This window comes from Paractinoplanes abujensis (genome assembly GCF_014204895.1).
Taxonomy (GTDB): domain Bacteria; phylum Actinomycetota; class Actinomycetes; order Mycobacteriales; family Micromonosporaceae; genus Actinoplanes; species Actinoplanes abujensis.
On the sequence record NZ_JACHMF010000001.1, the window covers coordinates 3,065,132 to 3,089,124 of the forward strand.

The 23,993-nt window shown below is 71.8% G+C and carries 24 protein-coding genes; 10 read left to right on the plus strand and 14 right to left on the minus strand.

The window, feature by feature from the left end; translation table 11 throughout:
• Positions 1 to 26 precede the first annotated feature (26 nt).
• Complete coding sequence (locus BKA14_RS13840) at positions 27 to 692, plus strand: TetR/AcrR family transcriptional regulator (RefSeq protein WP_239093289.1); 666 nt, start codon at positions 27 to 29, stop codon at positions 690 to 692.
• 192 nt (positions 693 to 884) lie between these two features.
• Here the strand turns inward: BKA14_RS13840 and BKA14_RS13845 are convergent, their stop codons facing one another.
• The 7 genes from BKA14_RS13845 to BKA14_RS13870 form a co-directional block, all read right to left on the minus strand.
• Positions 885 to 1,715 carry an ATP-grasp domain-containing protein gene (locus BKA14_RS13845; RefSeq protein ID WP_184951328.1) on the minus strand — a complete coding sequence of 277 codons (831 nt, stop codon included), beginning with the start codon at positions 1,713 to 1,715 and terminating at the stop codon, positions 885 to 887.
• A 13-nt stretch (positions 1,716 to 1,728) separates the two neighbouring features.
• Entirely contained in the window at positions 1,729 to 2,274 is a 546-nt protein-coding gene (locus BKA14_RS13850; protein WP_184951329.1) for a hypothetical protein, read from the minus strand.
• A 52-nt stretch (positions 2,275 to 2,326) separates the two neighbouring features.
• Positions 2,327 to 3,676: a serine hydrolase domain-containing protein gene (locus BKA14_RS13855; protein WP_184951330.1), complete on the minus strand. Its 1,350-nt coding sequence runs from the start codon at positions 3,674 to 3,676 to the stop codon at positions 2,327 to 2,329.
• A 158-nt stretch (positions 3,677 to 3,834) separates the two neighbouring features.
• Entirely contained in the window at positions 3,835 to 4,530 is a 696-nt protein-coding gene (locus tag BKA14_RS13860; RefSeq protein WP_239093310.1) for a cyclase family protein, read from the minus strand.
• 40 nt (positions 4,531 to 4,570) lie between these two features.
• Entirely contained in the window at positions 4,571 to 4,759 is a 189-nt protein-coding gene (locus tag BKA14_RS43880; RefSeq protein WP_239093287.1) for a hypothetical protein, read from the minus strand.
• Positions 4,760 to 4,778: 19 nt separating this feature from the next.
• Entirely contained in the window at positions 4,779 to 6,542 is a 1,764-nt protein-coding gene (locus BKA14_RS13865; RefSeq protein WP_184956738.1) for a sensor histidine kinase, read from the minus strand.
• Complete coding sequence (locus tag BKA14_RS13870) at positions 6,542 to 7,231, minus strand: response regulator (RefSeq protein WP_239093285.1); 690 nt, start codon at positions 7,229 to 7,231, stop codon at positions 6,542 to 6,544. Before BKA14_RS13870 ends, BKA14_RS13865 begins: the two co-directional genes overlap by 1 nt.
• An 80-nt stretch (positions 7,232 to 7,311) precedes the next feature.
• On the opposite strand from BKA14_RS13870, the gene BKA14_RS13875 reads away from it, so the two are divergent.
• The 5 genes from BKA14_RS13875 to BKA14_RS13895 all read left to right on the plus strand — a co-directional run bounded on the left by BKA14_RS13875 (position 7,312) and on the right by BKA14_RS13895 (position 12,184).
• The gene (locus tag BKA14_RS13875; RefSeq protein ID WP_184951332.1) at positions 7,312 to 8,421 is read left to right on the plus strand and encodes an efflux RND transporter periplasmic adaptor subunit; all 1,110 of its coding nucleotides are present in this window, start codon (positions 7,312 to 7,314) and stop codon (positions 8,419 to 8,421) included.
• Complete coding sequence (locus BKA14_RS13880) at positions 8,418 to 9,125, plus strand: ABC transporter ATP-binding protein (protein WP_184951333.1); 708 nt, start codon at positions 8,418 to 8,420, stop codon at positions 9,123 to 9,125. Before BKA14_RS13875 ends, BKA14_RS13880 begins: the two co-directional genes overlap by 4 nt.
• Before the next feature lie 50 nt (positions 9,126 to 9,175).
• Positions 9,176 to 10,297, plus strand: a complete 1,122-nt coding sequence (locus tag BKA14_RS13885) for an ABC transporter permease (RefSeq protein ID WP_184956739.1) — start codon at positions 9,176 to 9,178, stop codon at positions 10,295 to 10,297.
• 118 nt (positions 10,298 to 10,415) lie between these two features.
• Complete coding sequence (locus BKA14_RS13890; RefSeq protein WP_184951334.1) at positions 10,416 to 10,859, plus strand: hypothetical protein; 444 nt, start codon at positions 10,416 to 10,418, stop codon at positions 10,857 to 10,859.
• 20 nt (positions 10,860 to 10,879) lie between these two features.
• Entirely contained in the window at positions 10,880 to 12,184 is a 1,305-nt protein-coding gene (locus tag BKA14_RS13895) for a cytochrome P450 (protein ID WP_184951335.1), read from the plus strand.
• Positions 12,185 to 12,196: 12 nt separating this feature from the next.
• Here the strand turns inward: BKA14_RS13895 and BKA14_RS13900 are convergent, their stop codons facing one another.
• Positions 12,197 to 13,183, minus strand: coding sequence for a GNAT family N-acetyltransferase (locus tag BKA14_RS13900; RefSeq protein WP_184951336.1), 987 nt, complete (start codon positions 13,181 to 13,183; stop codon positions 12,197 to 12,199).
• Between the two features lie 154 nt (positions 13,184 to 13,337).
• The gene (locus BKA14_RS13905) at positions 13,338 to 13,922 is read right to left on the minus strand and encodes a TetR/AcrR family transcriptional regulator (RefSeq protein WP_184951337.1); all 585 of its coding nucleotides are present in this window, start codon (positions 13,920 to 13,922) and stop codon (positions 13,338 to 13,340) included.
• A gap of 56 nt (positions 13,923 to 13,978) precedes the next feature.
• On the opposite strand from BKA14_RS13905, the gene BKA14_RS13910 reads away from it, so the two are divergent.
• Positions 13,979 to 14,908, plus strand: coding sequence for an alpha/beta fold hydrolase (locus BKA14_RS13910; protein WP_184951338.1), 930 nt, complete (start codon positions 13,979 to 13,981; stop codon positions 14,906 to 14,908).
• Between the two features lie 47 nt (positions 14,909 to 14,955).
• On the opposite strand, the gene BKA14_RS13915 is transcribed toward BKA14_RS13910, so the two are convergent.
• Both BKA14_RS13915 and BKA14_RS13920 read right to left on the minus strand, forming a co-directional pair.
• Positions 14,956 to 17,838, minus strand: coding sequence for a glycosyl hydrolase (locus tag BKA14_RS13915; RefSeq protein ID WP_239093283.1), 2,883 nt, complete (start codon positions 17,836 to 17,838; stop codon positions 14,956 to 14,958).
• 142 nt (positions 17,839 to 17,980) lie between these two features.
• Positions 17,981 to 19,513 (minus strand): M4 family metallopeptidase, encoded by a 1,533-nt coding sequence (locus tag BKA14_RS13920; protein ID WP_184951339.1) that lies wholly within the window; start codon positions 19,511 to 19,513, stop codon positions 17,981 to 17,983.
• A 257-nt stretch (positions 19,514 to 19,770) separates the two neighbouring features.
• On the opposite strand from BKA14_RS13920, the gene BKA14_RS13925 reads away from it, so the two are divergent.
• Positions 19,771 to 20,325, plus strand: coding sequence for a hypothetical protein (locus BKA14_RS13925; RefSeq protein WP_184951340.1), 555 nt, complete (start codon positions 19,771 to 19,773; stop codon positions 20,323 to 20,325).
• Positions 20,326 to 20,397: 72 nt separating this feature from the next.
• Positions 20,398 to 21,144 (plus strand): RlpA-like double-psi beta-barrel domain-containing protein, encoded by a 747-nt coding sequence (locus tag BKA14_RS13930; protein WP_184951342.1) that lies wholly within the window; start codon positions 20,398 to 20,400, stop codon positions 21,142 to 21,144.
• On the opposite strand, the gene BKA14_RS13935 is transcribed toward BKA14_RS13930, so the two are convergent.
• The 3 genes from BKA14_RS13935 to BKA14_RS13945 all read right to left on the minus strand — a co-directional run bounded on the left by BKA14_RS13935 (position 21,116) and on the right by BKA14_RS13945 (position 23,339).
• On the minus strand, positions 21,116 to 21,718 hold the full coding sequence (locus BKA14_RS13935) for a DUF4352 domain-containing protein (RefSeq protein WP_184951344.1): 603 nt from the start codon (positions 21,716 to 21,718) through the stop codon (positions 21,116 to 21,118). The two genes, BKA14_RS13930 and BKA14_RS13935, sit on opposite strands and share 29 nt — an antisense overlap.
• Positions 21,719 to 21,783: 65 nt before the next feature.
• Positions 21,784 to 23,019 (minus strand): RNA polymerase sigma factor, encoded by a 1,236-nt coding sequence (locus tag BKA14_RS13940; RefSeq protein WP_184951345.1) that lies wholly within the window; start codon positions 23,017 to 23,019, stop codon positions 21,784 to 21,786.
• Entirely contained in the window at positions 23,016 to 23,339 is a 324-nt protein-coding gene (locus tag BKA14_RS13945; RefSeq protein WP_184951346.1) for a YciI family protein, read from the minus strand. Before BKA14_RS13945 ends, BKA14_RS13940 begins: the two co-directional genes overlap by 4 nt.
• A gap of 308 nt (positions 23,340 to 23,647) precedes the next feature.
• On the opposite strand from BKA14_RS13945, the gene BKA14_RS13950 reads away from it, so the two are divergent.
• A complete protein-coding gene (locus BKA14_RS13950; RefSeq protein WP_184951348.1) occupies positions 23,648 to 23,989 on the plus strand; it encodes an STAS domain-containing protein in 342 nt (113 codons plus the stop codon).
• Positions 23,990 to 23,993: the final 4 nt, after the last annotated feature.

Here is a 23,993-nt window from a genome sequence, read left to right on the forward strand (position 1 = left end):
GACGTCGATTGGTCTACAGTTGTCGCGTGCCAGTCACCAAGAGCGGCCCCGCCATCAAGAGCCGTCGCGCCCCCACGAAGGGCGACCAGCGTGAGCAGGCCCTGGTCGACGCGGCCCGGGTGGTCTTCCGGGACAAGTCGATCGGCCAGGTCACGATCGACGAGCTGGCCGGGGCGGCCGGCATCGCGCGTTCCGGGTTCTACTTCTACTTCGAGTCGAAGCAGGCGCTGCTGGCCGCGCTGGTCGATCAGAACCTGGCCGAGGCCGACCTCGAGATGGCGGAGTGGCTCGCCGCCGACGGGCTCGACCGCGCCGCACTGCGCCGGGGCCTGGCCGCCGGGCTGGCCCGCTGGAAGGCCGACGGCCGCTGGCTGCGCGAGGCCTTCATCACGCCCGACCCCGGGCCCGAGGTCAAACACGTGCGCGACCGGCTGGTCGACCAGGGGTGCACCCTGTTCAGCAAGCGCATCGAACGCGACGTGCAAGCAGGCCGTACGGTGTCCGGACCGCCCGCGCTGATCGCCAAGATGGCCGTGCACCTGCGCAGCATCACGTTCGCGGACGCGTACGCCAATCCGGGCGCCTACGACGAGGACGAGTTGCTCGACACCCTGACCGACGCCATCCTGCGCCTGGTCTACGGCGTGACTCCGGACGCGCCGAGCTCGTCCTGGCCGCCTGACGAAGCCTGATCCTCGGACAGGCCGGTGCAGGCGAGGGCCTGACCCGGCGGTGGGTGCGGATGGCTATCCAGTTCTGCCGCATTGCTGCCACCGGCCGGGCCGCTCCTTCCACCATGATGTTCGCGCAGCTCAGCGGCAAGATCGCGGGGCGAAGAACAGGCTTGTAGTTCGGAGATCCGTGCCCGCCACGACCCGCAGGTCCTATTTTTTCTCCAGGGCCAGCGCGACGAGATCGGCGGCCGCGGTGGTCGTGGGGCGATCGCTGACCTGCCCGTCGCCGAGCTCGACGACCCGCCACACGCCGTCGGCCCGGCGGGCCAGGTCGACGGTGACGAACGGCAACGCGAGCCCGGCCACGGCCTCCGCCAGCCCGGCGGGCAGTTCCAGCGGCGGAACGTCGTCCGGCGTGTCCGGGTGGGCGCTCACCAGCCGGCACGTCCCGCCGGCCCACCACGTACGGGCCTCGGCCTGCTCGAAACGCTCGAAGCGCCGCAGCACGAACCCGCCCGTGAACTCGTCGTCGCGCAGTTCGCGCATCCGCCGCGCGACCTCCCAGGCGCGCGCCGCGTCGGCCAGGTCGGGGATGTAAGCGGCCTCGTCCCAGTGGTGCTTCATCGACTTCGTGTAGTCGCGCAGCACCGCCGGCCCCTCCCCCAGCGCCGTGCGGGCCGCCTCGAACGCGTCCCGGTCGTCGCCGGTCGTCCAGCGGCTCTCCGGTGTGAAGGCGGCCAGCGCGTCGTACCAGCCCGGCAGCTCGTGGGCCCGCCGGTACTCCGCGGCGCCGGTCCGCAGCGTGAGCCCCCTGGTGGCCAGGGCCGCGGCGAACCCGGCATACGCGGAGGACCCGAGCATCCACCCGCGATAGACGACCGTTCCCCTGTACGCCGGGACGCGCGCGACGGCCCGCTCCGGCTCACCCGCCGCGAGCGCGTCGTGATCGACCAGCCCCACGAGCTCAGCGGCGGCCGCCTCCGCGGCGAAGTGTTCGTCGGGCCGGCGGGGGCGCAGAACGTCGTGCGGGACGAGCAGCATCCGAGGATGGTAGTCAGCCCGCGAACGCCTTGCGGCGGCACTCCTGGATCTTGGGCGAGGCGGCGTCGCCGTTCGGGCCGACCTCGGTGAGACCGAACTCGCCGGTTTCGGGGTCGGGTGCGGTCAGCTTGTAACCCGCGTCCTGCGCGCACTTGTACCACTCACGCTGGTTGTCCTTGAACGTCGTGAGGTCGGTGCGCCGCTGGTGATCCTCGTACGTCTCCGGTTGCTGAGGCTCGCAGGCCCGGTAGACCGCCTTCTCGCGCGCGTCCTCGGTGTAGACATCGCCCTTGACGATGAGCACCTCGGCGTGGCCCTTGAACTTCGCGCCACCCTTACGCACGAGGCAGTCCTCCCACGGTTTGGCCATGGCCCGGCGGTCGTCGTCGCTCGCGTCGAACGGGAACACGGGGCGCTGCGCGGCGACTGCGGACGGTGCGACCGGCGCCGCCGACTGCAGGGTGGCGACGCCGGGCGCTTGTCCGGTGCCCTCGCCGGAACATCCGGCGGCGAGCAGGGTGACGGCGGCAAGACAGCTGAGCAGGGTTCTGTGCGACATGGCGCGCACCTTCACACACCGATGTCAGGAACCCTTTAGCGTGCCGGGTTCATCAGTGCCAGGCGTTGTCGAACGCCTCGAGCAGGACGGTGCACGGGCTGGGGTAGTCACCGCGGTTGTTGACCAGCAGCGACGCGTCGACGTGGATGTGGAACGACATGGCGCAGCTGCGCATCCCCCGGTCGCCGGACTGCGCCCAGACGCCGTTGTGGCCGTGGTAGGTGCCGTAGGCGCCGTTGTAGGAGTACAGGCCGACGTTCTCGTCGACCATCAGCTTGCGCGCGGCGGCCGAGATCACCTTGTCGGTGTAGCGGATGTGCGACAGGAACGAGGTGATCCCGTTGGCCGACATGTTGTAGCCGTAGCCGCCGCAGCCGGTGGTGTAGTCGACCGGGCCCCAACCGGCCTTGCCACCGGTCGGGAACGCGTACAGCTTGGTCGGGTCGGCGTCGGCGTTGGCGCAGCCCACCTGAGCTTTGGCCAGGGCCAGGACCGGCTTGAGGTAACCGAGGAAGACGATCCCGGTCAGGTAGTCGATCTGCGCCGCGGTCACGTCGGCCGGCGGCGCGTCGTACTGCGGGCTCAGGTCCACCCCGTACGCGATCTTCGGCACCATGATCCGGAAGATGCTGAAGTTCATGTTCGCGTACTTGAAGCCCTTGGCCCCGGAGTCCTGGCCGATCGCGATGCGGATGTTGTCCCACGAGCCGGTCGACTTGCCGCCGGTGGTGCCGGTGGCGGTCTGGTAGTTCTGCAGCAGGCCGCTGGTGTGCGTCATCAGCTGGCGGAAGGTGATCTTGTCGACGCCGGCGCCGCGCTTCCAGGCCGACGGCAGCCACGGGCCGATCCCGCTGTCCACCGAGATCTTCTTCTGCTCCAGCAGGCGCAGCACGGCCGCGGTGGTGACCGGCTTGCTGACGCTGGCGATGGTCATCGCTTTCGTGGCCGACTGGGCGGTGACCGGGTTGTCCGGTGCGACCCGCGCGGAGCCGACCCCGGCCTGCCGGTCCAGCTGGCCGTTCTGGCCGATCGAGTAGGCGTAACCGACGGTCTTGCCGGCCAGCGCGGCCCGCAGGTTGCGCTCGAACCAGGCCATGTCGAACGTCGTGCCCGGCTTGCCGGCCTTGCCCGACCGCGGCCGGTCGGCCTCCTCGGCGGTGAGGCCGGAGCTGCCCGGATCGGCGGCCCGGGTGGCCCGCGCCAAGCCGGCCAGGGCGCCGTCGGCTTCCAGTGCGCGCAGGGAGACGTGCCGCCCGACCTGATCGAGCAGCCGTTGCAGCTCCGGCGACAGTCCGGCCGCGAAGGCGGGCGCGGACGGCCCGGCCTGGGCGGCGGGGCTCACCGCGGCGAGGCAGCCGGTGCTGAGCAGCACTGCGGTGACGGCGGCGTGAGTGATGCGCATGTGGCTCTCTTCCTCAACTGAGGCCGCGACGGTGCGGCCACGAAGAATCAACCACGCAAAACCCCAGCTGGTACCCGTTTTGCCGGGAATCAACCGACCGGTCGAAATGGACCGCGGCGCCCCGAATCGTCATACCGACACGGCAGCGGGCGTCCGCGTCAGAAGGTGGCGATCGGGTTCACCGGGCTGCCCGACGTGGCCGCCAGCCGCAGCGGCGCGACCGCGAGCTGGAAGTCCCACTGGTCCAGCTCGGCCGCCGTGGCCGCGCAGGCCTCCAGGTCGCAGTTGTCGAGCATCCACAGACCCATCGCGACGAGGCTCACCGCGTGCACCGGCATCAGCACGGCCTCATAGCCCGACGGCTGCACGTCCTGCGGGGTGTCGGCGCCGATCAGCGCGACGCCCCGGTCGTGCAGCCACGGCAGGCAGGACGCGTGCCAGCCGGCCTGGTCGAAACCGTCGCGCCCCCGGCCCCGCCCCGTCCGCATCAGCACCGCGTCACCCGAGCCCACACGGACGCCCTGGCGGCGCTCGGCCTCCTCGAGGTCGGCCGGGAACACGCCCTGGCCCGGCTCGAGCCACTCCACCCCGCGAACTGCGGCGACGTCCAGCAACACCCCCCGCGTGGTGATTCCCCGGGCCGCCGCGGTCACGGTCGCCCAAGCCGAACCCGACTCGGCGCCCACCATCGTGTGCGGCCGCCCGTTGTACAAGCGGCCGTCCCAGGAGAGGTGGCAGGGCGCGTCCAGGTGGGTGACGGTGTTGCCGTGGTACGCGAGGCCGAGGTGCTCGTTCGTGAAACCCCAGCGCTTGTCGGCGTGGAACCGGGCGGGCATGTGCTCGGCGCCCGGCATGCTCACCGCGTACGGGACCGTGGTCGTTGATCTCTCCAGCTCACCCGGGTGCGGTGATCTCCCAGGCGCACGACACGCTGCGGCCGTGACGCACCGCGCGCGACGCCGCCAGCCGGGCCTCGTCGGTGATGAGGTTGAGTGTGCCCAACTCGTCGTCGTCGCCCCACCGGCCCCAGTTCGACAGCGTGTCGAAGTAGCCGAGCACGTCGTCCTGCGTGGGCATCGTCATGCCCGGCAGGGTAGTCGCGCTAGAGGGGCAAAGTGACCGTGAACGTCGTGCCCGCGCCCACGTCGCTCGTGACGGTGAGGTCGCCGCCGTGGGCCGTGGCGATCTGGCGGGCGATCGGCAGGCCCAGGCCGCTGCCGCCGGTGCTGCGCGAGCGCGACTCGTCGGCCCGCCAGAACCGGTCGAAGACGCGGGGCAGGTCGGCGGGGGCGATCCCCTCGCCGGTGTCGGCGACCGTGATCGTCAGCCGTCCCGCCGCGACCTGGGTACGGACGGTGACCGTGCCACCGGCCGGGGTGTGCCGGATCGCGTTGGACAGCAGATTGCCGACCAGCTGCCGCAGCCGCACCGGGTCCACCGCCACCTCGGGATCGCCGTCGTGCCCGGTGACCAGCCGCACCCCGGCGGTGACGGCGTCGGGCAGGTGCGCGTCGGCCACCTGATCCACGGTGTCGTTGACGTAGGTGGTTTCGGGGTGCATGCGCAGTGTGCCCGCGTCGGCGGCGGCGAGATCGCGCAGGTCGTCCACGATGTGCTGCAGCTGGGTGGTCTGGTCCTGCAGCAGCGTGAGCACCGGCCCGTCCACGGTGGCCAGACCGTCGCGCACCGCCTCCAGCCAGGTCCGGATGGTGGTCAGCGGGTTGCGCAGCTCGTGGGCGACGTCGCTGACCATGGCTTGGCGCTGCTGTTCGGACTGCTCGCGCCGCTCGGCCAGCTCGTTGAGCGCGGCCGCCAGCGAACCGATCTCGTCGCGGCCGGTGACCGGGACACGCTGGTAGTCACCGGGCCGCCGGGCCGCCTCGGTCAGGGCCCGCAGGGGCCGCACCAGCCGCCGCCCGACGAGCACGGTGACCAGCACGGCCAGGAGCAGCACGACGGCGGTGACCGTGCCCGTCCGCACGAGGTTCTCGCGCGACAGCGGGAACACCGGCGCGGCGGCCGGGTCGGCGGGGTCGGTCACGAACAGCAGCGCGGGCGGGGCCACGTACGGCTCGAGCTGGCTGCGCCGGGCCTTGTCGAGGCAGCCGGTGGCGCGCGCGGTCCGGTCCCGGTCGACCCGCCCGAGGTCCGGGTCGACGACGACGATCGTCAGGTCCGGCGCGATCCCCACCTGCTCGGCGTCCCTCTCCCCGGCGCAGGCCGCGACGAGCCGGCGCAGCGCGGCCAGCGGACGCTCCTCCGACTTGGCCACCGGTGGCGTCAGCGGACACGTGGCGGTCTGCTTGCCCAGCTCGGTCACGACGACCTTGGGGCGGCCGTGGGCGCCGATGACGACCTCTCCCGTGCTGCCGAAGCCGTCCAGGCACGAACGCGCGGCGGCCAGCTGGTCCCGCATCGTCCGCTGCTCGGCCGCGGTCAGCCGGTACGGCCCGACGATCCGCGAGTCGATACGTCCGGCGCGCCCGGTCAGGCCCAGGTCGACCGCGAGCGGGTCGACGGTCGCGGAGGGGCGGGCGGTCGCCGGCGCCGGTCCGGTCGCCGAGTCGGCGATGGTCCGCCGGTCCTCGGTCAGCAGGGTGATCCGCCGGTTCAGCTTCGCGGCGCGCGCGGCCACGACGGGCTGCACGGCCGACCAGTCGCGGTGGGTGGCGGCGAAAGCCAGCAGCTCGTCGTAGACGCTCTTGTCCTCGCTGAGCGACCGGCCCAGCTGCTGCCTGATCGTCTGCGAGGTGGACTGCGAGGCCAGCCAGGCCGTGGCCAGCACGGCCACCACGGCGATGGCGAGCGACGCGGCGAGCAGCCGGAAAATCAGGCTCCGGTACGGCGGTACGCGCGGGGCGTCCATCACACCGGCCCGGTGGTGAGCTTGTAACCGACGCCGTACACGGTGACCAGCCGGGACGGGCGGCGCGGATTCGGCTCGATCTTGCGGCGGAGGTTGAGGACATGCACGTCGATGCTGCGCTCCACGGAGTCGCGCTCCACCCCGTTGGTGTATTTGAGCAGCTGGGCGCGGGTGAAGACCCGGTCCGGCTCGGCGGCCATCGCGGCCAGCAGCGCGAACTCGCCGGGCGTGCACTCGACCGGCACGCCGTCGAGCCGCACCTCGTGCCGGGTGGCGTCCACGACCAGACCACCGACGGTCAGCGGGGCGGCGGCGTCACCCCGCCCATGGCTGCGGCGCAGCAGCGCCCGGATCCGCGCCACCAATTCCCGCGGCGAATACGGCTTGGTCAGATAATCATCGGCGCCGCCGTCGAAACCGGTCAGCAAATCGTCTTCACCGGACCGGGCGGTCAGCATCAGGATCGGAATGGCGGATTCCGTACGCAGAATCCGGCTCACGCTGATCCCGTCCAGCCCGGGCAGCATCACATCCAGCACCAGCAGGTCCGGTGGACGCAGTCTGACCTGCTGAAGCGCGGCCCGGCCGTCATGCACGACAACCGTTTCGTGGCCGTCCGCGACCAGATAGCGCCGCATCCCCTCGGCCTGGGCGGGATCGTCCTCGGCGATCAGCAAATACGCGCACACGGCGACGACTATAGGGGCCGCCGACCATTCCGGCGGGCGCGCTAACAGGTTCCTAAACATGTTCGGCCACAATCCGCCGCATGCGGAAACTCTGGGCCGTTCCCCTGGTCGTGGCCGCCCTGGCAGCCGGGGCGTGGTTCGCGCGCGACGTCATCCCGCCGGCGTCGACGCCCGCGCCCTCCGCCGCCCCCGCGAAGGCAGCGACCGCGACCCTGGCCCGGCAGGACCTGACGTCGAGCGTCTCGCTGACCGGGCAGCTCGGCCACGGCACGGCCCGGCCCGTCAAAGGGGGCAAGGCGGGCGTCGTCACGTGGCTGCCCACGCCGGGCACGGTGGTGTCGCGCGGCAAACCGCTGTACCGGATCAACGACCAGCCGGTGCCGCTCTTCTACGGCGCGATGCCCCTGTTCCGGCCGCTGGCGCAGCCCAACTTGGTCGGCCGCGACGTCCGCGTGGTCCGCGAGAACCTGAAGGCGCTCGGCTACGCCGTCGGCCGCCGCTTCTCCCAGGGCGACCGGGTCCGGCAGCCCGCGGCACAACCCTCGGCGCCCCCGGTGCAGGTCGAGGTCCGGGCCGGCGAGGACGTGTTCACCCCGGCCCTGGTGGCCGCGGTCAAGCGCTGGCAGGACGACGTGGGGCTCCCGGTCACCGGCACGATCGGCCCCGGTGACGTCGCCGTGCTGACCGGCGCCGTCCGGGTCGAGTCGCTGGCCGCGCTGACCGGCGACGCCGCCGAGGCCCCGCTGATGGCGGTCACCGCGGTCGCGAAAGTCGTCACCGTCCAAGCCGAACCGTCCGAGGCCGGCACCATCCGCCGCGGCGACCAGGTCACCGTGCGGCTGCCCGACGACCGCACCGTGCCCGGCCGGGTCGGCGGCGTGGCCACCACCGTGCGGGCCGGGGAAGACGGCTCCCCGCCCACGGTGACCGTGTCGATCCGCCTCGACAAGCCGGCCGCGGTGGCCCGGCTCGACGCGGCCGCCGTCCAGGTCGAGTTCCCCGCCGAGACCCGCCCCGGCGTCCTGGTGGCCCCGGTCGGCGCCCTGCTCGCCCTGGCCGAGGGCGGATACGCCGTCCAGCTCGAAGGCGGCGGCCTGGTCGCGGTCGAAACCGGCATGTTCGCCGGCGGCCTGGTCGAGATCAGCGGCGCCGGCCTCACCCCCGGCACCCGCGTGGTGACGACCTCATGACCCCCGTGCTTGCCGTCCGATCCGTCAGCATGGTCTACCCCGGCGGCGTCACCGCCCTCGACCGGGTCACCCTCACCATCGACCCCGGCGACCTGCTGGCCATCGCCGGCCCGTCCGGATCCGGCAAATCCACGCTCCTGCACATCATGGGCACCCTGGACCGCCCGACCTCGGGTTCGGTGCTGCTGGACGGTCAGGACATCGCCGACCTCTCCGACCGCAAGCTGTCCCACCTGCGCGCCCGGCGGCTCGGTTTCGTCTTCCAGCAGTTCCACCTCACCCCCGGCCTGACCGCGGCCGAGAACGTCACCACCGGCCTGCTCTACGCGGGCGTGCCCCGCCGCCGGCGCCGCCCGCTCGCGGTCGAAGCCCTCGCCCGGGTCGGCCTGGCCCACCGCGTCGACCACCGCCCGCACCAGCTCTCCGGCGGCGAACGCCAACGCGTGGCCATCGCCCGCGCCCTGGTCAACAACCCGGCCCTGGTGCTGGCCGACGAGCCCACCGGAGCCCTGGACACCCGCAACGGCCAGGCCGTCCTGGAACTGCTGCACCGCCTGCACGCCGAGGGCACAACCATCGCTGTCATCACCCACGACCGCGACATCGCCGCCGCCCTCCCCCGCCGAGCGGACATTCTCGACGGCCGCCTGGTGAGCCCTCTCACCGCGCCCTCCGCCCGCAGCCGCCCGGCGGCCGCCCGGTGAGCCCGCTCGATCTGCTCGGGCTCGGACTGCTGGGCATCCGCACCCGCCGCATGCGCGCCGCCCTGTCCGCGCTCGGGATCGCGATCGGCATCGCCACCATGGTTGTGGTCACCGGCATCCCCGCCTCCAGCCAGGCCGCACTGGACACGCAGTTGGCCGCGCTCGGCGTCGACCTGCTCGAGGTCGTACCCGCCCAGCGCGGGGGCGCGGCGGCCGGCCTGCCCGCCGAGTCGGTCGCCATGGTGGAACGGATCGGGCCGGTCACCGCGGCCGGCGCGACCGCGAGCACCGGAGCGATCGTGCGCCGTTCCGACCGCACCGACCCCCGCGACGGCTCCGGGCTGACCGTACGGGCCGCCCAGCCGGACCTGCTCACCGTGCTCGACGCCCACGTCCGCAGCGGGCACTGGCTCACCCCGGCCGAACAGCGCTTCCCGGCCGTGGTGCTGGGCGCGGTGGCCGCCACCCGCCTCGGCTTCGACGCGATCCCGGCCACCGGGCCCGCCCCACAAGTGATCATCGGCAAGCGCTGGTTCACCGTGACCGGCGTGCTCGCCCCGATCCCGCTGGCCCCCGACGTCGACCGTTCGGTGCTGGTCGGCTGGCCCACGGCGCACCGGACCCTCGGCTTCGACAACCGTCCGACCACGATCTACGTGCGGGTCGAGGAGTCCGCCGTCGAACCGGTGCGCGCGGTCCTGCCGGCCACGGTCGACCCCGCCGCGCCCGACAACGTGCGGGTCACTCGCCCGTCCGACGCGCTGGCCGCCAAACGGGCCACCGAGGCGACGTTCTCGGTGCTGCTGCTCGGCCTGGGCGCGGTGGCGCTGCTCGTCGGCGGGGTCGGCGTGGCCAACACGATGGTCGTCTCGGTCCTCGAACGCCGCGCCGAAATCGGCCTGCGCCGCGCCCTGGGCAGCACCCGCGGTCAGGTCCGGGCGCAGTTCCTGACCGAGGCAGCCGTGCTCTCCGTCCTCGGCGGGGCGGCCGGAACCGCGCTCGGGGTGCTGCTGACCGCCGCCTACGCCACCCACCAGACCTGGCCGGTCGTCGTGCCGCTGCCCGCCACGCTGGCCGGGCTGGGCGGTTCCGCACTGGTAGGCATCGTGGCCGGCGTCTATCCGGCCGTGCACGCCTCCCGCCTGACCCCGACCGAGGCCCTCAACTCCTGACCACCCGCTCACCCGCACCCGGCAGCGACCGGCCATGTCCGAACACTCACCCCCCCGACCACCCGGCCGGCGCCCTCAGCACTTGACCTCGGGTGGGGATCTCGCATAAAAGCGAGCGATGGCTGACGAGGCACTGCTGCGCGCGACCCTGCCCGGCGAGTGGCGGGTGCTGGCGACCACCTTCCCGATGTGGCTCTCGGGACGGCGGCTGCAGCCCCGTTTCTCGTACGAGGAGAGGGAAGGGTCCTCGCTCGTGCTGCGCGACGTCGTCAGCTATCGCACCAGGTCGGGCGCGACCCGGCGGATCGTCGGCGTCGACCGCTACGACACGGGCACCGGGCTCTTCACCTGGCGGGGCCGGGGCGTGCTGGGCGTGCTGACCAGCCGGTGGCGGGTGACCCACGTCAGCGACGACCGCGACCTGGTCGTGCTCGCCTTCGCCCCGTCGCTGGTCACGCCGGCCGGAGTGGATGTGATCGGACGAGGTGATGTGCACGGCGCCGATGCCAGGGCGCGGCTGGGCCAGGAGCCTGGTCCTGACCTGACCTGGCTCGAAGACTGAGGCCGGTCCAGGATGTACGCATGACCTTGCCGCCGGCCGCGCCCGGAATCCCCGTGCTGGGAAACGCTCTTCGCATGATGGGTGACGTCCAGCAGTTCTTCGTGGACACCTATCGCGAGATGGGCCCGGCCTTCCGCGTGCGCGCGCTCAATCAGGCGTTCGTGATCCTGGCCGGCGAGCGGGCCAACCGGTTCCTGCTCGAGCGCGGCGACGAGGTCTTCTCCAGTGAGGAGAGCTTCGGCGGGCTCAACCGTGAGTTCGGCATGCGGGTGCATGTGCTGCGCGGCCGCCCGCATCGGCATCTGCGCAAGGTGCTGGCGACCGGCTTGTCCCGCGATCTGCTGGCCGCCCGGTGGGACGAGGTCGTCGCCGAGAGCGAGCGCCTGCTCGACGACTGGCGGGGGCAGTCCGCGCTGCCGGTGGTCGACCGGTTCCAGCGGCTGGCCGCGGCGCAGTTGTCGATCGCGCTGACCGGTTCGAGTTCCGCGGCCCGGTTCGAGACGCTGCGCTCGGCGTTCGAGCTGGTTCTCGACGTCACGATCGCCGGCAAATGGCCCGCCGCGACGCTGAGGTGGCCGCCCTATCGCCGCGCCCGGGCCGAGATTCTCGCCTTCGCGCGGGCCGCCTTGCAGGAGCGACAAGCCTCCCCTCGTCCGGACGGGGTCCGCGATCTGCTCGACCGTGCGCTCGACGCCGCCGACGAGAACGGCCGGCCCTACCCGATGGACGTGCGCGCGGGCATAGCGTTGCAGGGCTACTTCGCGGGCATCAACACGCTGGCTTACCTCTACAGTTTCATGCTGCACGCGTTGCTGCAGCATCCCGAGGTGCTCGCGCGCGTGACCGCGGAAGCCGACGCCGAGCAGCTCACGTTCTCGCGGCTGCGTTCGATGCCGGCCCTGCAGGGTCTGGCCCTCGAGACGTTGCGCGTCTACCCGCCGGCGCCGGGCTCCGCCCGCACGGTGATCAAGGGTTTCGAGTTCGCGGGCTACCGCATCGACGCGGGGCGGCGGGTGCTGGTCGCCACCTGTGTGCCGCACCAGTTGCCCGAGCATTTTCCCGATCCGCAGCGCTTCGACATCGACCGGGATTTCGGTTCTGCGCGCAAGGCGTCGGTTTATGCGCCGTTCTCGGTCGGGAGCCATACGTGTCTGGGCGCGGGCATGACCGAGGTGTTGTCGGTGGCCACGATGGGATTGCTGCTGCGCCGGTTGACCATCAGCCCGTCCCGGGCGGGGCGGCCGATGCGGATCACTGCTACGCCCGGCCCCAACCCGGGCCGGCGGTTCACTGTTGCCGTGGAGGGGCGGCGGATGGCGGTTTAGCCTGCCTGCGGCTCAGGGACGGTGGCCGCGCTGATAGGTGTGGGTCCGCTCGACGGGTTGGAAGCCGTACGCCCGGTTGACGCGCAGCATGGCCGTGTTGTCCTCGCCCGTCCACGTGTGCAGGAACCGGCGGGAGCCGGCATGGACGGCCAGCAGCTCGAGGTTGGCCGACTTGAGTCCCGCGGACAGCCGTCGCCCGCGGTGCTTGCGGGCGACGAAGGTGTCCTCCTGCAAAGCGTTGTCCGGGTCGTCGCGCGGCACGAGGATCTGGGTGTAACCGGCCGGCTCGCCCTCCGTCGTGCGGACGAGGCTGACCAGCGACAGGTAACCGGTCGCCATCCGCTCGTCGTTGACCCGTACGCGGTCGGCGTCCCAGACGGTCGTCTCGTGCTCGGCGTCGCCGCTCGGCACGTCCTGCGACATCGTCGTCCGCATGGCGGCCAGGCTCGCCAGCTGGTCGCCGGGGACCCGGCCGGCCCAGCTGACCAGCTCGTACCCCTCGGGCACGGCGGCCGGCGGGACGGGCGCGGGCAACGAGCGGACGAAGTGGTTCTCGACGTGCACGCTGCTGAATCCGCGCCGCTCGGCGAATCGGGCTCCCGCCCAGTCCGCGGGCGTCCGCCCGGCCGGCACGTTGACCTCGACGCTGAGCACCGAGCGGCCCTCCACGGCCGTCCGGGCCTGCGACCACTGCCACAGGGCCTCACCGACACCCTGCCCCCGGCGCGCGGGCGGCACGTTGATCTCGACCACGGCGGTGTGGGTGTCTTCGCGCAGGGGCAGGTCGATCAGCAGCGCCCCCACGGTCTCGTCTCCCCGTACGGCGGCCACGGGCAGCCGCCGCATGGTCGCGCCGGGTTTGCGGAACGAGGCCGCCATCGACTCGTACGTGAAAACCAGGGGCGCCACCCGGTCGGCGCTCTCGCCCTCGCGGACGGCGGCATGCCACGCCTTCAGCGCCGCATCATCGTGCACGTCGACTTCGCGGATCTCCAGCATCCGCGGAGTCAACCGGCCTTCCGGCGCCCGGTCAACCGATTTCGACGGACGGCGAAGGGCGGCTACGCGCGAGCGGGCGGTGCAAGGCGTCAGCCACGGACCGGCGACGGCAGGCGGACGCGGCCACGCGTGGGCGGCGGCCACGAGCAGGCGGCTACGCGCGAGCGGGCGGCGGCGACAGGCGGGCGGCCCCCGCGGCGACGGTGGTCAGGTCCTCGGCGGAGAAGCCGGCGCGGCTCAGCACCGCCAGGGACTTGTTCGTGGCCAGCGCGCACAAGGCCAGGTCGGCCGCCTCGTGCGGGTCGGCCCCGGCCGCCTGCAGGGCTTGCTCCAGCATCGTCCGCAGACTGCCGATCATGCCGCGCACCATGGCCTGGCCCTGCGCGTCGAGCGCGGGGAGCTGCGCGGCCGACATGGTGAGCAGGCAACCGTCCGGGACCGCGGGGTCGGCGATGCGCCCCAGGGTGACTCGCAGGTAGGCGGCCACCACGGCGTTCGGGTCCGGGTGGGGGCCGGTCAGCGCCTGCTCGTACCGGGGGTGGTAGGTCTGCGCGTACCGTTCGAGGCTTTTCCGGAACAGTGTGCTCTTGTCGCCGAAGGTGGCGTAGAGGGAGCTCCGGCCCAGGCCTGTGCCCTCGGTCAGGCGTTCGAGCGAGGCCTCGGAGTAGCCCCAGCGCCAGAAGACGTGCATCGCGCGTCGTAGTGCCTCGTCGACGTCGAACTGTTTGCGGCCGGCCATGGTCGTCACTCTACCGCATCTTGCACCGATCGTTTCAACATGCGTAGGGTGCCCCCATGACAACTTGGACCGATCGTTCCACCATGGGCTTGTTGCCCGACGGCTTCACCGATGTCTTCACCAGCCGGTTCGTCGACGTGAAGGGCTTGCGGCTGCACGTGGTCACCGGCGGCGAGGGACCGCCGCTGCTGCTGGTCGGCGGGTGGCCGCAGACCTGGTACGCGTGGCGTGAGGTGATGCCCGCGCTCGCCCGCCGGCACACCGTCGTCGCCGTCGACTCGCGCGGGGCCGGGCTCTCCGACAAGCCCGACAGCGGCTACGACGCCGGCACGCTGGCCGCCGACCTGGTGGGGCTGATGGCCGCGCTCGGGCACGACCGGTTCGACGTGGTGGGCCACGACATCGGGACCTGGACCTCGTACGCCCTCGCGGCCGATCACCCCGGGCGGGTGGGCCGGCTCGCCGTCGTCGAAGCCGTGATCCCCGGCCTCGTGCCGTCCCCGCCGGCTTTCGGCCCGGCCGCGGTCAACCATAAGCTGTGGCAGTTCGGCTTCAACCGGCTCACCGGCCTCAACGAGGACCTGGTCCGGGGCCGGGAGCGGGTGTTCTTCGGCTGGCAGTTCGCCACCAAGGCCGCCACCGAAGCGTCGATTCCCGCGTACGCGGTCGACGTCTACGTGGGGGCGATCACCGCGGACCCGCGGGCGCTGCGAGCGAGCTTCGAGTACTACCGGGCGCTGGACGAGACGATCGCGCAGAACGAGCGCCGCGCCCAGACCCGGCTGACGGTGCCGGTGCTGGCGGTCGGCGGGGCGCTGTGGAGCGGCGAAAGCACCGTTCGGACGATGCGGCCGGCCGCCGGCGACGTGACCGGGGTGATCCTCGACGACTGCGGGCACTACCCGGCCGAGGAACAGCCCGCGCGGTTCACCGAGGCGCTGGAAGCCTTCCTGCACGGCACATCGGCCGCGGGCGGGCGGCACTGAGACGCCGCGGCCGGCGCACTTGCCCTGCGCCGGCCGCGGTTGTCACCTCACTGGTAGGGCAGGGTCACCGTGGACAGCGACCCCAGCGAGACCGTGCTCGGGGCGGAGCCGATCGCGCTCCAGATCTCGAGTTTGACCGTGCCGTTGGCCAGGTTGCCCAGCGTGCCGGTCGTGGTGACCGGGCCGGCCGCGTCGGTGTAGCGCTCCCAGCCGGTGACCGGGTCGGTGGCGAAGTAGCGGTACGTCTCGACCCGGTCGAAGCTGCCGTCGCCGGTCAGGTCGTACGAGACGCGGACCTGGGTGGCGTTGCCGACCGCGGTGCCGGCGTCGACCGCGAGGCCGAACGCGGTCGCGGCGCCCGAGCGGTAGGTCAGGTTGAGGCCGGTCGCGGTGAACGTGGTCGGCGAGTGGGGCTGGTTGTCGTTGACGCCGGTCGACTTGGCCACCGTCGCGGTGCCGGCCGTGCCCGCGGACGCGGCCAGTGCGCCACCCGACTGGAGGTAACGCACCGCGCCACCACCACTGGGAGGCGGCGTCGTGGGCGCAGTGGTGGGAGGCGTCGTGGGCGGAGTGGTGGTAGGCGGAGTAGTGGGAGGCGTCGTCGGCGGAGTGGAGGGAACTCCACCACCGCTCCAGTTCGACGCCCCGCTCGCGACCGTCTTGCCGGCCGGCACCGCGAGCACCTTCCCGTCCGAGAACGTGACGGTCAGGGCGGCACTGCTGATGTTCGAGGCCACGTACGTCTTGGCGCCGTTCTTGCTGAACACCCGGTAGAGCGGATGGTTGGCCGTGACCGACAGATCCGGCGTGCCGAGCGCGGCGAGATTGCGGATCCAGTGGAACGTGTGCGCCTTGGTCTCGCCCTCCTCGGGGGTGTACCCGCTGTTGGCCCGGAACTTGCTCAGCGCCGCGTCGCCGTCGCCCAGAGCCAGGTACTGCCAGGCGATGTCCTGCCACAGGGCCGGTTCGTGTCCGGCGTTGCGCACCATCTCGGCGTAGTTGCTGCGCACGTACGCGGGGTCGTTGCCCAGGTAGAAGTGCCCGCCGGTGACCGGCAGCTGATTGATGCCGTGGATCTGCTCGGGGGCCGAGGCGAACCAGGTCGCGTACGCCCCGCCGTCACCCCACACCATGCCGACCGTGCCGTGACCGAACGCGGCCGGGAAGTTCTCGTTGCGGGTGTCGAACCAGTATTCGTTGATCGCGGCCGACTGGGTCGTCCAGAGGAAGAGGCCGGCGTCGCGGATCGCGGTGTTGCCGGTTGCCTGACCCCACTGGATCAGGCCGTTGGCGAAGTTCATGCCCTCCGACGACGACTCCTGGTTGTTGCCGGCGAAGAAGGCGCCGTGCCCGGCCGCCCAGTCGTGCCCGGCGAAGATGTCGAAGTCCCGCAGGTACGGGAACCGGTTGTCGGCGCGGTCGTAGTTGTTGGCGTCCCGGATGAGCAGGTCGACCATACCGCCGTAGCGGGAGCTCGTGGCCCAGGTGGGGTCGAACTTGGCCAGGGTGGCCGCGGCGGCGATGTAGTAGCCGTAGTGGAAGTGGTGGTCGTTGAGCTCGGCGTCGGAGCCGTACGACGCCGGGTAGCCGATCAGCGTGCCCCAGTTCTTGTCGTAGTAGAACAGCTTCTGGGTCTTGCCCGTCGACGCGGTGAACCAGTCGGTCAGCTGGGTGCGGATGGCGGCCAGGGCGGTGTCCCGCACGTCGGTGCGGCCGAGCTGGTCGGCGATCTCGGCGATGCGCGCGCCGACACCGAGCGCCTTGCCCGTCCAGTACGTGTCGTTGCCCCGTACGGGAACGGGGTTGCCCTTGACCTGATCGAGGAACCCGTTGAGCGTGGTCAGATCGGCGCCGCTGCCGGTGGCGACCGCGGGAACCTCGGGCAGCACCCCGTTGTAGACGGCCGACGTGGTGAACGACGACGCGCCGACCAGGGTTTTCATGGCGCCACGGGCGGTGACGTAGGTCTGCGCGATCGGCGTGGCACCGGTCAGCGCCCGCCACTGGTGCGGGTAGAGCCCGATGACCGTGCCGGTGCCGGTGCCCTCGCGCGCGGTGGTCGTGTAGGCGTACGTGGTCGAGACCCGGCTCGTGGCCTGGTTGTACGCGTAGGAGAGCCGCGTGCCGGTGACGTGGTTGTGCGCGTAACGGCCGTAGCTGTCGGCCAGCGTGACCTTGTCCGTGCCGCTGGGCAGCACGGCGATCGAGAAGTAGCCCTTGCCGGCCAGCGAGGAGCTGAGCACGTTGCCGCTGACCGTCCAGGTGGAGCCGGTCGGCCCGTACGCGACGTAGTCCTTGCCCGCCACCGTGTAGCCGATCCGCCCGCCGGTGTTGGACCACACGGCCGGGGTGCTCTTGGCGGTGATCTGCGCGTTGCCGCCGGTGATCTGGAAGTACGCGAACGGCAGCCCGTGGCCGATGGTCGCCTTCATGGTGCGCGTGCCGTCGCTCCAGTACGGCGTGACGGTCCAGTCGGTCCACCCGTCGACCAGGGTGCGCGGCGCGTTGAGCCCCGCCACCCCGGCGGTGAAGTCCTCGGAGTAGAGGTAGTGGTATTCGCCGACGCCGGTGGCGGAGCCGCTGATCTGGGGCGTGGTGGTGTACGAGAAGCCGAGCCCGCTCGCGGTGGTGTCGTAGCTGGTGGGGTGGGCGTGCAGGTTCTCGCTGTAGGCGCAGTCGAACTTCTTGAACACCAGCGACGACCACCAGTCGTTGGTGGGCACCGGGCCGGCCGGGGCGTTGGCCGTCAGGAACTGGCGGGGGTTGGTGGCCAGGTCGCCGCAGCCGACGGGCAGGCTCGCACCGGCGGGCAGAGTCTCGGTGTAGCTGCCGGCGCCCACGGTGGCCGCGTCGGCCGTTCCGCTCAGAGCCACCGCTCCCAGACCGGCCACGACGGCCGCCGCTACCGACAGGGCTAGTTGTTTTCGCAAGACGCCTCCCGATCGGATCAGACCGTGAGAGCGCTCTCACGTGCCTGGAACTGTAGGGCCGCGTAATGAATGTCGTCAATGTTTCGAAACAGTTAAGAACCCGGGCCGGCAGGTGCCGGCCCGGGTTCTCCCGATCGAACCGCTAGCAGGTGGGCTCGCCGGACTGGGCCGGCAGGCTGACCGCGTTCCAGGCGGCCTTGACCGCGTTGAACTGGGTGCAGCTGCCCGGGTTCAGGTTCTTCGCGGCCTGCAGGGTCCAGACCCGGTACTTGGCGTACGAGGAGCTGGACGTCTTCAGCAGCATCGCGTTGTACATGATCTTGATGGCGGCCTGGATGCCGACGCCCGTGACGGTGGTGCCGTTGCACGTCGAGCTGGCCGGCTGCCCGTTGCCGCCGCTGCCCTGGGCCAGCAGGTAGAACCAGTGGTTGCCGGGCCCGGCGGCCGAGTGCACCTCGGAGCCGGGGGTGCTGCTGGAGTAGCAGTTGGCGTCCCCGGCCAGCGACGGGTTGTACATGTAGCGGATCGGCCCGCTGCCGACCAGGTTGACCTCCTCGCCGACCTGGTAGTCGAACGGGTCGTTGGCGTTGGCCGCGTACGCCTCGGTGGCCGCCCCGATGGTGTCGGCGACGAACTCCTGGGTGCCGCCCTTCGAGATGCCGCCCGGGGTGCGGTCGTCGATGCCGTGGCCCAGCTCGTGACCGACCACGTCGAGCGACGAGATCCAGCGACCGGCGGTGTTCTTGCCGATCTGCACCTGGGTGCCGTCGTAGTAGGCGTTCTGCTGGTTCAGACCGACCCGGATCGGCCAGGCCCCGCCGCTGCCGTTGGCGCCGTTGCGGCCCAGCCACGACGAGAGCATCGCGTGCTGCTTCTGCGCCACGTACAGGGCGTCGACGCAGCCCGTCTCCTTGCTCGTGCCGTTGCCGTTGCCCCACACGTTGTCGGAGCCGCTGAACGTCGCCCGGGTCGAGGCGTCCTGGCAGCTCAGGTTGGTGACCGCCGGGTCCTTGAGCGAGTACGTCGAGCCCGACTGGGTGGTGTTGAGCGAGACCGTCCCGTTGATCCAGCCGGTTCCGGTTCCGGTGGCCTCGGTGACGTGCTCCTCGGTCGACAGGACCGCGCCGGTGACGGCGTCCACGTCGACGGTCAGCCGGCTGATGCCCGCCGCGCCGGTGCCGTTGACCGTGGTCTCGTAGGCCAGGCGGGCCGCCCGGCCCTCGGTGGCCACGACCACGAGGCGGGTGCCTTCGACGCTTTGCACGGTCTTGAGCTGAGCTTTCGAGGTGGCGACGGCCGCGCTCGGGGCGACCTCGGCCACGGTCGGCAGCTCGCCGATGGGGGCGCTCTGCGCGACCGACGTGTACCGGGTCGCGCCCGCGTCGTCGGTCACCACGACGAAGTCGCCGCCCTTGACCGGGACGCCCTTGTACGTGCGGTCGTAGGACGCGTACGTGAGGCCGTGCGACTTGTAGACCTGGCGCCGCTGGAACGTGTCGTGCTTGGTCGCCCGCAGCGCGGCCGGCCGCGAGGCGACCACGGCGTCGGCCTGCGCGACGGCGTCCACACTCGGGCCGGTCGGCTGCTGCGCGGCGGCCGGGCCGGACACGGCGACCAGCGCCGACGCGGCCGCGGTGCCGGCCGCCAGGGCGATGACCAGGGGTTTACGCACCATGTCGGTGTGCTCCTTTCCCGCCCGTAGGGGGTGTTCTGGGCGAGACACAGGAGACGCTATATACGACTGTCGATGCGCGAATCAGGGAAAACCCTCGCTGCGGGGCGGATGAGAGCGAATTCCGAGATTTGCCGCGCGCCGATCACTACCGTCACAGGCCCTGGCCTGCTTCTGGCGGCGGCCGGCCGAAGCGTCCATTGTGCGGCGACGAGAGACATCGATAGTCTCGAATCTCTTGGACTTCACGGGGAGGAACCATGAGAAAACTCGTCACTGTCGTGTCCGCCGTCGCCGGCCTGCTGCTGGCCACGGCCGGCGCCGCGTCCGGCCCGGCCGCCGCCGCGGCCCCCTGCTCGGGTCAGATCCTGACCAACCCCGGCTTCGAGCGCGGCACCACCGGCTGGACCTCCGGCCCGCGCATCGTCGTGCTGGGCGACCAGGTCCGGCCCGCGCACACCGGCCGGGCCTACGCCGCGCTGGCCGGGCTCGACCTGAGCCACAGCGACGTGATCCGGGCCACCGTGACCGTGCCGGCCAACTGCACGCTCACGCTCGGCTTCTGGGTCCGGGCCACCACCACCGAGACGTCCCGCGGCGACTACCTCAATGCCGGGTTGTCGGTCACCGGGGTGCCGCCGAAGACGATCTTCTCGTTCGCCTTCGACCACCCCGCGCAGTGGACGCGGCACACCACCACCTGGTCGGCGGCCGCCACGGAGCGCACCGCGATCGTCAGCTTCGCCGCCGCCGAGTCGGCCGGCGGCGGGGTGACCGCCTTCGACGTGGACGACGTGACCATCACGCTGGGCTGAGCACCACGGCCCGGGCGGCCGGGTTCGGCCAATGCCGGTCACCCCAGCCGCCCGGGCTGCCATGCTCAGCAGATGCGCCTGCTGCTCTCCGGCGTGCTGGTCGCCGTGCTGGTGAGCGGGTGCGGCACGGAGCCGCCGCGCGAGACTCCTCCGCCCGCGCCGTCCGCGCTGCCCTCACCCTCGCTGGGCACCCTCAGTTTCTTCACCCGGGGGCCGCTCTCGGCCGCGCCGACCACGCCTGCCGCGACGACCACGCCTTCCGCAACGGCCACGCGCAGCACGACCAGTGACGGCTGGGAGATCACCGTCTACTACACGGCGGTCGAGCGCTTCCACGACGACGAGCCGACCGACGTCACCGGCTGCCTGCAACTGGACTGCGCCCACGGCGACGACGACCTGGGCAGCTACCCGGCGAGCTTCGTGCAGGCCGTACAGGACGAGGGAACCGGCCACACCTCGGCGGGCAAATACCTGAACTGGTCGTACGACATCGGCTACTGGCTCGACACCGCCCCCCGCAGCGCCGACGGGCGCCGGCTCACCCCGTTCGTCTCGGCCGCCGCCGACCCGGACGTGCTCCCGCACGGCACCCGCTTCACCATCGCCACCTGCGGTCACCAGGACGACGGCTCGGCCCCGCCCGCCTCCACCTGCACCGCCCTGCGCAACGGCTCGTGGCTGGTCACCGACGAATTCACGCCGGGCCTGGGCGGCAGCAAACACATCGACGCCTACATCGGCCCGGAGACCGGCCCCGGCTTCACCGACTCCGCCTGGTACGTCAGCCTCACCGGCGTCCGGCTGACCCTCGCCTGACCGTACCGCCACCGATCTCCTTCTTCGAGAGCAGCACCGAGACCCCGCCCGACAGCAGCGAGTCGTGCAGCTCGAGGCGGGTCAGCCGGACCTTCGCGGGCACGTCGAAGACGAGTTTGCCGGTCACCCGCTCCCCCGGTCCGAGCTTCTCCAGGAACGTCTTGGTGTCGCGGTTGGCGTAGATCCCGGCCAGCTCGTCGTTCCCGTACGAGCCGCCGCGCCCGTCGAAGGCCTTCTGCGCGCGGCCCACGAAGTACTTGGTGCCGGCCGAGAAGTTACGCACCGACAGGCTGACCACGCAGTAGCGGCCCTTCGCGGTGCGGCGCAGCAATTCGGGCCCCACGCTCGTACGGGAGCAATCGACCCCGGACACCACGAACTCGAACTTGCCGTCGCGCACCTTGGTCCCGATCCGCGGCGGCGAGGAAGGGGACGGCGACGACGACGGGGTGACGGCGGCCGCCTGTGGTTGCGGGTGGCCGACCGCTTGCAGGGCCACGCCGGCCAGGAACAGCGCGACGACGGCGACGACCCCGATCAGGGCGGCGAGAACAGGGTGGCGAGACGTGCTCACTCTGCTCACTGTGAGTGATCACCAGGCGCTGGGCCACCGTTTTCCGCCGATCCGACACGGCGGATCTACGACAGGGCCGGGCCCAGCTGGTCGCGGCGCCGGGTCAGGTAGGCGGTCTCGGCTGTGTTCCCGGCCAGCTCGATGGCTCGGTCGTACGCCGACCGGGCCTGCTCACCGCGGCCGAGGCGGCGCAGCAGGTCGGCCCGCGTGGCGTGAAAAGCGTGGTAGGCCGCGAGCTTGTCGCCCAGCCGGTCGACGACGGCCAGCGCGACGTCGGGGCCGTCCAGCTCGGCGACCGCGATGGCCCGGTTGAGCGCCACGATCGGGGACGGGTCGAGCCGGACGAGCTGGTCGTACAGGGCCACGATCTGCGACCAGTCGGTGTCGCGGACGTCGCGGGCCGAGGTGTGCACGGCGTTGATCGCGGCCAGCAGCTGATAGCGGCCGGGGGCCACCCCGCTGGCCAGCCGTTCGCGCACGAGCCGGTGCCCCTCGGCGATCAGCCCGGTGTCCCAGGCCCCCCGGTCCTGCTCGTGCAGGGTGACCAGCTCACCGCCGGCCGAGACGCGGGCGGCGTGCCGGGCCTCGGTGAGCAGCATCAGCGCCAGCAGCCCGGCCACCTCGCCGTCGGCGGGCAGCAGGGCCCGGATCAGCCGGGTCAGCCGGATCGCCTCGGCGGTCAGGTCCTGGCGCACGGGATCGGTGCCCGCGCCGGTGGCCAGGTAGCCCTCGTTGAAGACCAGGAACAGCACGGCGAGGACACCGGAGAGGCGCACGGGAAGGTCGTCGGCCGACGGCACCCGGTACGGGATCCGGTTCGCCTTGATCTTGGCTTTGGCCCGGGTGATCCGCTGTTCCATGGCGGTCTCGCGAACCAGGAAGGCGCGGGCGATCTCGGGAACGGTCAGACCGCCGACCATGCGCAAGGTCAGCGCGACCCGGGACTCGGGGGCCAGCGCGGGGTGGCAACAGGTGAAGAAAAGCCGCAGCCGCTCGTCGTCGATCGCGCCGGTCGGTTCGGGCGGGGAGTCGTCGTGCAGCATCCGGGCCTCCCTCTGCTTGTCGTCGCGTCTGCCCTCGCGCCGGATCCGGTCGATGGCCTTGCGGTTGGCCGTGGTGGTGAGCCAGGCCGCCGGGTTGGGCGGCACGCCGTCGCCCGGCCACTTCTCGACGGCGGTGGCGAAGGCCTCGGCGACCGCCTCCTCGGCGATGTCGAGGTCGGCGTAGCGCCTGGTCAGGGTGGCGACGAGGCGGGCCCACAGCTCGCGGTGGGCCCGGGTGATCGCGGCGGCGACGGTCACAGGAAGGGCCGGACCTCGACCCGCCGGTGGCACGCCTTCGACCCGGCGGCGGCCAGCTTGAGGGCGACGTCCAGGTCAGGGGCCTCCCAGACCCAGAACCCGGCCACGAATTCCTTGGTCTCGACGAACGGCCCGTCGGTGAGCAGCGGCTGGGCGCCGCGGCCGTCCACGACGGTGGCGGTGGCCGGGTCGGCCAGACCGCCCGCGAACACCCAGTGCCCGCCGGCCACGAGCGTTTCGTTGAACGCGTCGATGGCCACCATCTCCTCCGGCGTGCCGGAGTTGGACTTGTCGTGGATCACCGAAACGAAGAACTGCATGCCGGATCATCTCCCGTGCCTCGGGCGGCCCCTCGCGGGCGGCCTCTCAGCCCTATCACGATCGGACCACCGCGGATCCGACAGCCCCGTCCGCGTTTCTCGCCGGATTTCGCCGTACGGCGCCGCGCGCCCCGATTGTCGGCATGTCGTTCGGCCGCACGACACTCCGTCCGATACGGATAAGGGAGTAGGGTGGGGGTGTTGAACCACGTCGGGTTCCCGGCCTTCAAGGCTGTCTTCTCGGCACCGGTCAGCGCCTGCTGACTGGTCGGAGCGAAGCACGCCGATGCCGGGAAGGACTGACCGTAATGCGCAGACTATATGAACGTGTATCGCTGACCGCCGGCGTCCGTGAGCGCGGGCCGGGCCGGATCGTCATCGCCGTGGCCGGCGAGATCGACAGCGACAACTGTGCCGAGCTGCGCTGCGAGCTGTCCTCGCTGGTGGCCGAGGCGGGCGGCTGTGACGTCGCCCTCGACCTGAGCGCGCTCACGTTCATCGGCTCGGCCGGCGTCCGCGAGCTGGTGCTCTGCCGCCAGGAGGTGGAGCAGCACGGCGGCGCCTTCGAGATCAGTCAGGCGCACGAGAACGTACGCGTGGTGCTGACCCTCTGTGGCCTCGCGGCGCTCCTCCACCCCCCAGCGGCGTGACCGG